Here is a 7216-nt window from a genome sequence, read left to right as displayed (position 1 = left end):
AGTGAAAAGTACCATGATTTTATGAAAAGGAAGATAGAGGAAGCCTTAAAATCCATAGGAGCAGAAAAAGTAGAGGTTGAGTTTTCAGACCAACCTCCTTCTCAAAGACAGACTCAACCACCGCCTCCTCCACCTCAGACAAATCCTTTTGAATCAAGAAGAAGAATACCAAATGTTAAAAAAGTTATCGCTGTGGCATCCGGAAAAGGTGGAGTAGGAAAATCCACCGTGGCAGTCAATCTTGCATCTGCATTAAAAAAACTTGGATACAACGTAGGTTATTTAGACGCTGATATGTACGGTCCAAGTGGTCCTACAATGTTTGGAGCAAAAGATAAGAAAGTAATGGCAAAACAAACACCACAAGGAGAAAAAATAATAGCTCCCGAAGCTCACGGTGTAAAAGTAATGTCCATCGGATTTTTACTTCCATCTGAGGACACACCTGTAATTTGGAGAGGTCCTGTTTTATTCAAAGCCTTAACTCAATTTTTATTTGATATAGATTGGGGAGATGAAGAACTTGACTTTTTAATCATAGACCTACCTCCAGGAACTGGTGATGTTCAGATTACTCTAGGACAAACCGCAGAAATAGACGGAGCTATAATCGTAACAACCCCTCAAGATGTAGCACTTATAGACGTTAAGAAAGGAATACAGATGTTTAACGAGGTTCAGATACCTATATTAGGTATAGTTGAAAATATGAGCTATTTTGTTTGTCCGGATACAGGTAAAACCTACGAAATATTCGGAAAAAGTAAAACAGATGAAGTTGCAAAAACGTATGGAACGGAAGTTTTAGGTAAAATACCTATAGAGCCAAAAGTAGCAGAGTTTTCGGACCTTGGAATACCTATAGTTTTTGCAAAAGAAGATTCTCAAAGTGCAAAAGAGTTTATAAATATAGCAGAAAAAGTTATTAGAAAATTAAGTTTAATGTAGGAGGATTTGTTATGAGAAGAATATATGTAGACCATTTGGCTACAACACCTGTTTGTGATGAAGCGATTGAGGCTATGATGCCTTACTTTAAAGAAAAATTTGGAAATCCAACATCTCTCCACGAAATGGGAATAGAGGCAAAAAAAGCCATAAATAGAGCTAGAGAACAGGTTGCTGAGCTTTTGAATGTTTCTAATCCGGATGATATAGTTTTTACATCCGGAGCGATAGAAGCGAATAACCTTGCGATAAAGGGATTTGCAAAAGCTCCAGGAAGAAGAGGAAGGCACATAGTAGTATCAGCTATTGAACATCACTCCATACTACACTCTTGTAAAACCTTGGAAAAAGAAGGATTTGAGATAACAGAAGTCCAACCTGACGAATATGGAATCATAGACCCAGAAAAGTTAGCAGCTGCTGTCAGAGAAGATACAATACTGGTATCTGTAGGATTTGCCAACAGGGAAATAGGTACAATTCAAGACATGCCTGCATTGGTAGCAGCCGTAAAAGAAAAGAACCCCAGAGTTGTATTTCATTCAGATATAGCAGCTGCTGTAGGACACATGCCGGTTGATGTAGAAGGATGGGGACTTGACATGGCATCCTTTACGGGACATTACTTCTACGCACCGAAAGGAGTAGGAGGTCTCTATGTTAAAAAAGGAATAAGGTTAAAGCCTCTTATAGAAGGTGGAATACAGGAAGGTGGAAGAAGAGCCGGAACGGAGAATGTACCAGGAATAGTAGGAATGGGAGCAGCTGCAGAGTTGGCAATAAAAGAGATGGACGATAGAGTAAACAGGTTAAGATACCTAAGAGACAAGTTAAAAAGAGGAATAGAAGAAAGGATACCTCACATAAAATTTACAGGTCATCCGGAAAAAAGACTTCCAAACCATCTATCACTGATAGTGATGTATATCGAAGGAGAAGCTATGCTTCTTATGTTAAACATAAAGAAAACTTATACAGCGTCTGGCTCTGCTTGTGTATCTTACGCATTGAAACAGTCTCATGTACTGTCAGCAATTGGAGTAGAAAAAGAAGCATCAAACGGTTCAATAGTCTTCTCCTTAGGTAGAGATAACACAGAAGAAGATATAGATTACATAATAGAAGAGTATCCAAAAGTTATAGCAAGACTCAGAGAGATATCACCGTTTAACCCAGAAAACTGGGAAGATTTCACAAAAAAAGCTGCAAAGTTTAAATAAAAGTGATATTAATCATTGGAAGAGATATACAAAAGACATATTATAACTTAAAATTTTATTGGAGGTAAAGTAAGATGTTTGAATATACAGAAAAAGTGATGGACCATTTCATGAACCCAAGAAACTTGGGAGAAATACCAAATCCGGATGGATACGGACAGTGTGGTAATCCATCTTGTGGAGATGCTATGCTATTTACAATAAAGGTAGACAAAGATACGGATGTTATCACCGACGTTAAGTTTAAAACTTTCGGATGTGGTTCTGCAATAGCTGTATCTTCTGTTTTAACGGAGATGGTAAAAGGAAAACCTATAGACTACGCTTTAAACCTTACATACAAAGAGATATTTGAAGAGCTTGGTGGATTACCAGCACAAAAGATACACTGTACAAACCTTGGTTTGGAGACTCTTCATGTTGCAATAAAGGACTATCTCTTAAAGCAAGGACGAGTTGAAGAAGCAAGCAAAATACCGGATTGTATAGAAGAAGACCACGAAGAAGAAACAGCAGTATCTCTTGAACATATAGGATAATGAAAAGAAAAGCTGTAGCATTGTACTCAGGAGGGCTTGATAGCACCTTAGCTATCAAGCTTATCCAAAATCAAGGAATAGATGTTTTAGCTGTTCACTTTTATACTGGTTTTTGTATCACAGAGACAAAAAGAAGAAGAGGCGAAAAAAAGGAAGATGGCTCTCATTACATGAATCCAGCTTTAAAGTACGCTGCCAAGTACGGTTTTTCTCTTGAAATTGTGGATATATCTGATGGTTATATGGATGTTATTTTAAATCCAAAATATGGCTACGGAGCGAATATAAATCCTTGCATAGACTGTAGAATATACATGTTTAAAAAAGCAAAGCAGATAATGCAACAGGTAGGAGCTGATTTTATAATCTCAGGTGAGGTGTTAGGACAAAGACCGAAAAGTCAAAAGTCATTACCTATGAAAATAATAGAAAGAGATAGTGGATTAGAAGGATTAATTTTAAGACCATTATCTGCAAAAAGATTGCCTCCTACGATACCAGAAATAAAAGGTTGGGTAGATAGAGAAAAATTGGAAGGAATAGTAGGCAGAAGTAGAAAAAGACAACTACAACTTGCAAAAGAATTTGGAATAGATGAGTTTGAATCTCCAGCAGGTGGATGTTGTTACCTTACCGATGAAAACTACGCATATAAATACAAAGAAACTATGGCTGTGGAAGGTAAAATAACTCAAGAAGACTTAGTTTTATTTACAGTAGGAAGACATTTTAGATTAGACTCTGGAACAAAAGTTATCGTATCAAGAAACGAAGGAGAAAATAACTTTTTATCCGGATTTGCAAATAGATACCATTACTTTCAACCAGTAGGGAAAGGTCCGGTAGCGATAGCAAAACCATTACACAACGACCAGTTAGATGAAGATGATAAACAGATAGTTGCTAACATAATTGCCAGATACTCAAAAACTCTTGATGGGAAAATAGATGTTGAGTATAATAATGAAGAGATTTTAACAGGGATACCTTTTGATGATGAAACTTTGGACCGATGGAGGATTAGTTTATGGAAATCAAACCAGACATAGTACATGATGCAACCGGAACTTACTGCCCTATACCTATAACAGAGCTTGCAAAAATTATGAAAAAAGCGGAAAAAGGGCAGATAGTGGAGCTTTTGGCAGATGATGAAGGAGCAATTCAAGATGTTCCTGCTTGGTGTCAGACAACCGGAAACGAGTATTTAGGCTACAAAGAAGAAGATGGAGTGTACCACTTTTACGTTAAAAAGGTTTAACCATGAAGTTAAACGTAGAAAGTAAACTATCGGATATATTTAAAGAGTATCCATATTTAGAAGAAAAATTCAGACCTTATCTAAATTACTTTTATGAAGAACGTTTGAATGATATTTTATTTAGAAAACTAAGTTTAATAGGTGCTTTAAAACTTTTGAATCTTCCGGAAGAAGATAGAGAAAAACTTATTCAAGAGTTTTATAGAACCATTAATAAACATTGAGGTTAGTAAAATGGTTATAGAAGACAAAGAACAAGAAGTAAAAGAAGTTTTAGAAAGAATTAGACCTGCTTTGTTGGAAGATGCGGGAAACATAGATTTGGTGAAAGTTGAAGATGATGAAGTTTTTTTAAAACTTTATGGTACATGTCAAACATGTCCTGTGGCAGATATGACAATGAAAGACCTGGTAGTTTACACGATAAAAGAATCTTTGCCATGGGTAAAAGCTGTTAACATAGGAGAGGAAAAGTACCAAATCATATGATAATAGACGGACAAACGAAAGTTTACGGAATATTTGGATATCCGGTAAAACATTCAAAATCCCCTACTTTTCAAACAGCAGCTTTTCAACATTTGGGTATAAATGCAGTTTATGTTCCATTTGAAGTAAATCCAGAAAACCTTCAAAAAGCTGTAGAATCCTTAAAAATCTTAAAAATATCCGGAGTGAATATAACGATTCCACATAAAGAAAATGTTATTCAATACGTAAATGAAATCTCTGAGGAAGTAAAAATAATAAAAGCTGCCAACACTGTCAAAAACATAGATGGATACCTCGTCGCATACAACACAGATTGGTATGGATTTATAGAAGGTTTAAAAGAGATTAATCCGGATTTAGAAAACAAAAAAGTTCTTGTAATCGGCGCAGGAGGTTCGTCAAGAGCCGTTGTTTACGGATTACTTAAAGAAAATGTAGATAAAATATATATATCCAACAGAACTGTTGAAAAAGCCATAAAACTTTTAAACGACTATTTAGAGCATTTCAAAATCGTTGACAAAATAATAAAACCAATACATTTATCTGAAATACCGGATATAATCAATGATGTTGACATAATAGTAAACACAACATCCATAGGTTTAAACGATGAAGACTTTCCTTTATTTGACTACAACTTCATAAATCCAAAGCACACTGTCGTAGATATAATATACAAAGAAACAAAGTTATTAAAAGTAGCAAAAGAAAAAGGCTGTAAATATCAAAACGGTTATCCAATGCTTATATATCAAGGTGCAAAATCTTTTGAAATTTGGACCAATCAAAAGGCTCCAATAGAAATAATGAAAAAATCAATAGGCTTGCATTTTTAGAAATAAAGTGTATAATGTATAAACAGAAAAGAGGAAAAAAATCCTCCATTAGATAAAAGCTCAGGGGAGCAATCAAAAAAAGTCTAATGTAAGTCGGGAGATTCTTTTCCTCTTTAAAAAACATTTTTTAAGGAGGCATTTTTATGTCAAACAAAACATTCAAAGATTTAGGTATTTCTCAAGAGACTTTAAAGTCTTTGGAAGATCTTGGTTATTCAAAACCAACAGAGATTCAAGAGAAGGCAATTCCAGCAGTTTTAAGCGGTAAAGACTTAGTGGCTCAAGCCCAAACAGGAACAGGTAAAACAGCAGCTTTTGGTATTCCAATAGTTGAAAGTGTTAATACTAAACAGAAAAAAATCCAAGCTTTAGTTTTAGTTCCAACAAGAGAGCTGGCAATTCAAGTTGCAAAAGAAATTAAAGATTTAGGAAAAAATAAAAAAGTATTTGTCTTATCAGTTTACGGTGGAAAATCTATGAAACATCAAATAGATTTCCTTAAAAAGGGTAATGATGTTGTAATAGTAGGAACACCCGGAAGAGTTAAAGATCTATTAGAAAGAGGATTTTTAAAGTTAGATAATGTAAAGATGTTTGTTTTAGATGAAGCAGATAGAATGCTTGAGATGGGATTTATAGAGGATATAGAAGATATAATGTCTTACCTTCCAGAAGATAGACAAAATTTACTTTTCTCAGCGACTATGCCAAAAGAAATTTTAGAGTTGGCTCAAGAGTTTTTAAACGAAGATTATCAAACAATAAAAGTTAAACCAGATGAGATAACGGTAGAAAAGATAAAACAGATTATCTACAGAGTAGACCCTAAAAATAAGTTTAACAAACTTATAGAAGTTTTATCTCAAAACCAAGCAGAAAAAACTATAATATTTACTCAAACAAAGTTAGAAGCTGACCAGCTATCAGAAGACTTGTCCAAAGAAGGATTTAGCGTAAGCGCAATTCACGGAGATTTTTCTCAAAAGAAAAGAGAAACAGTCCTGCATAACTTTAGAACTGGAAAGTTAAAAATATTGGTTGCAACTGACGTTGCTGCAAGAGGGCTTGATATTAAAGGTGTTGAGCTAGTTATAAACTACGGTCTTCCAAAAAATGCAGAAAGTTATGTACATAGAATAGGTAGAACTGGAAGAGCCGGAAAAGAAGGAACAGCCATTTCAATCACAACACCTTCCGAAGACAAATTTTTAGAAAACATACTAAAGAAAACAAAAGCAAACATAGAAGTTATAAATGAAGCTTCCGAAAGAAAGTTCACCAAAGAAAACTCCCAAAAAACCAAATCAAGAAGAACATCCAAAACATCAAGAAGATAAAAAAATCTCCCCATTAATAGGTGGGGAGATAATCTTTTGTTGTATTGAGAATTTAAGTCAATAATGTTAGAATATTGTTTACAACTAAGAAATATAATTATTTCTATAGGAGTTTATAATGAGTTTAGAACAAATACTTCTCGCAGGTTTAGGACTTATTCTCTTGCTTATATTTATCATAATTTATCATATTTACAACATATCATTTTTAATTAAAACTTTTACAAAATCATTGGAAAACATAGAAAATTCAATAAAAGAAAATCAAAAAAAGCTCACGGAAAACAAAGAATTAACAGAGTTACTAGGAAATAAAATACTTACAGAAAATAGAGAATTCACAAGAATGCTGGAAAATAAAATGGAAGAAAACAGAAAACTTACAGAGTTACTAGGAAATAAAATACTTACAGAAAATAGAGATTTCACAAAAATGCTGGAAAATAAGATAGAAGAAAACAGAAAACTCACAGAATTACTAGAAAATAAAATACTTACAGAAAACAAAAAAATGCTAGAATCTTTAGAAAAAGAGATTTCTGATGTTAAAAGATTGTTAAAAGAACCAATAGATATAGAC

General features: G+C 34.0%; 10 protein-coding genes. All 10 read left to right on the top strand.

Annotation, left to right across the window (positions count from 1 at the left end; translation table 11 throughout):
• Nucleotides 1–948, top strand: a 948-nt coding sequence (locus tag NE054_RS06520) for an Mrp/NBP35 family ATP-binding protein (protein WP_297889973.1), incomplete at its 5' end; no start/stop codon positions are given.
• Between the two features lie 11 nt (nucleotides 949–959).
• The gene (locus NE054_RS06515) at nucleotides 960–2168 is read left to right on the top strand and encodes a cysteine desulfurase family protein (RefSeq protein ID WP_297889971.1); all 1209 of its coding nucleotides are present in this window, start codon (nucleotides 960–962) and stop codon (nucleotides 2166–2168) included.
• A 74-nt stretch (nucleotides 2169–2242) separates the two neighbouring features.
• Entirely contained in the window at nucleotides 2243–2707 is a 465-nt protein-coding gene (locus tag NE054_RS06510) for an iron-sulfur cluster assembly scaffold protein (RefSeq protein WP_297889969.1), read from the top strand.
• On the top strand, nucleotides 2707–3756 hold the full coding sequence (locus NE054_RS06505) for a hypothetical protein (RefSeq protein ID WP_297889967.1): 1050 nt from the start codon (nucleotides 2707–2709) through the stop codon (nucleotides 3754–3756). The genes NE054_RS06510 and NE054_RS06505 overlap by 1 nt, the downstream gene beginning before the upstream one ends.
• The gene (locus tag NE054_RS06500) at nucleotides 3735–3968 is read left to right on the top strand and encodes a sulfurtransferase TusA family protein (protein WP_297889965.1); all 234 of its coding nucleotides are present in this window, start codon (nucleotides 3735–3737) and stop codon (nucleotides 3966–3968) included. Before NE054_RS06505 ends, NE054_RS06500 begins: the two co-directional genes overlap by 22 nt.
• 2 nt (nucleotides 3969–3970) lie before the next feature.
• Nucleotides 3971–4192 carry a hypothetical protein gene (locus NE054_RS06495; protein WP_297889962.1) on the top strand — a complete coding sequence of 74 codons (222 nt, stop codon included), beginning with the start codon at nucleotides 3971–3973 and terminating at the stop codon, nucleotides 4190–4192.
• 10 nt (nucleotides 4193–4202) lie between these two features.
• Nucleotides 4203–4457 (top strand): NifU family protein, encoded by a 255-nt coding sequence (locus NE054_RS06490; RefSeq protein ID WP_297889960.1) that lies wholly within the window; start codon nucleotides 4203–4205, stop codon nucleotides 4455–4457.
• On the top strand, nucleotides 4454–5299 hold the full coding sequence (aroE, locus tag NE054_RS06485; protein ID WP_297889959.1) for a shikimate dehydrogenase: 846 nt from the start codon (nucleotides 4454–4456) through the stop codon (nucleotides 5297–5299). The genes NE054_RS06490 and aroE overlap by 4 nt, the downstream gene beginning before the upstream one ends.
• 143 nt (nucleotides 5300–5442) lie before the next feature.
• Entirely contained in the window at nucleotides 5443–6636 is a 1194-nt protein-coding gene (locus NE054_RS06480) for a DEAD/DEAH box helicase (protein WP_297889957.1), read from the top strand.
• A 118-nt stretch (nucleotides 6637–6754) separates the two neighbouring features.
• Nucleotides 6755–7216 (top strand): hypothetical protein (locus tag NE054_RS06475; RefSeq protein ID WP_297889955.1); only part of this gene is annotated, 462 nt, incomplete at its 3' end.

It is taken from the genome of Sulfurihydrogenibium sp., assembly GCF_027448985.1.
Lineage (GTDB): Bacteria > Aquificota > Aquificia > Aquificales > Hydrogenothermaceae > Sulfurihydrogenibium.
The sequence above is the reverse complement of the archived record's forward strand: the minus strand, read 5'-3'. Positions and strand labels throughout refer to the sequence as shown.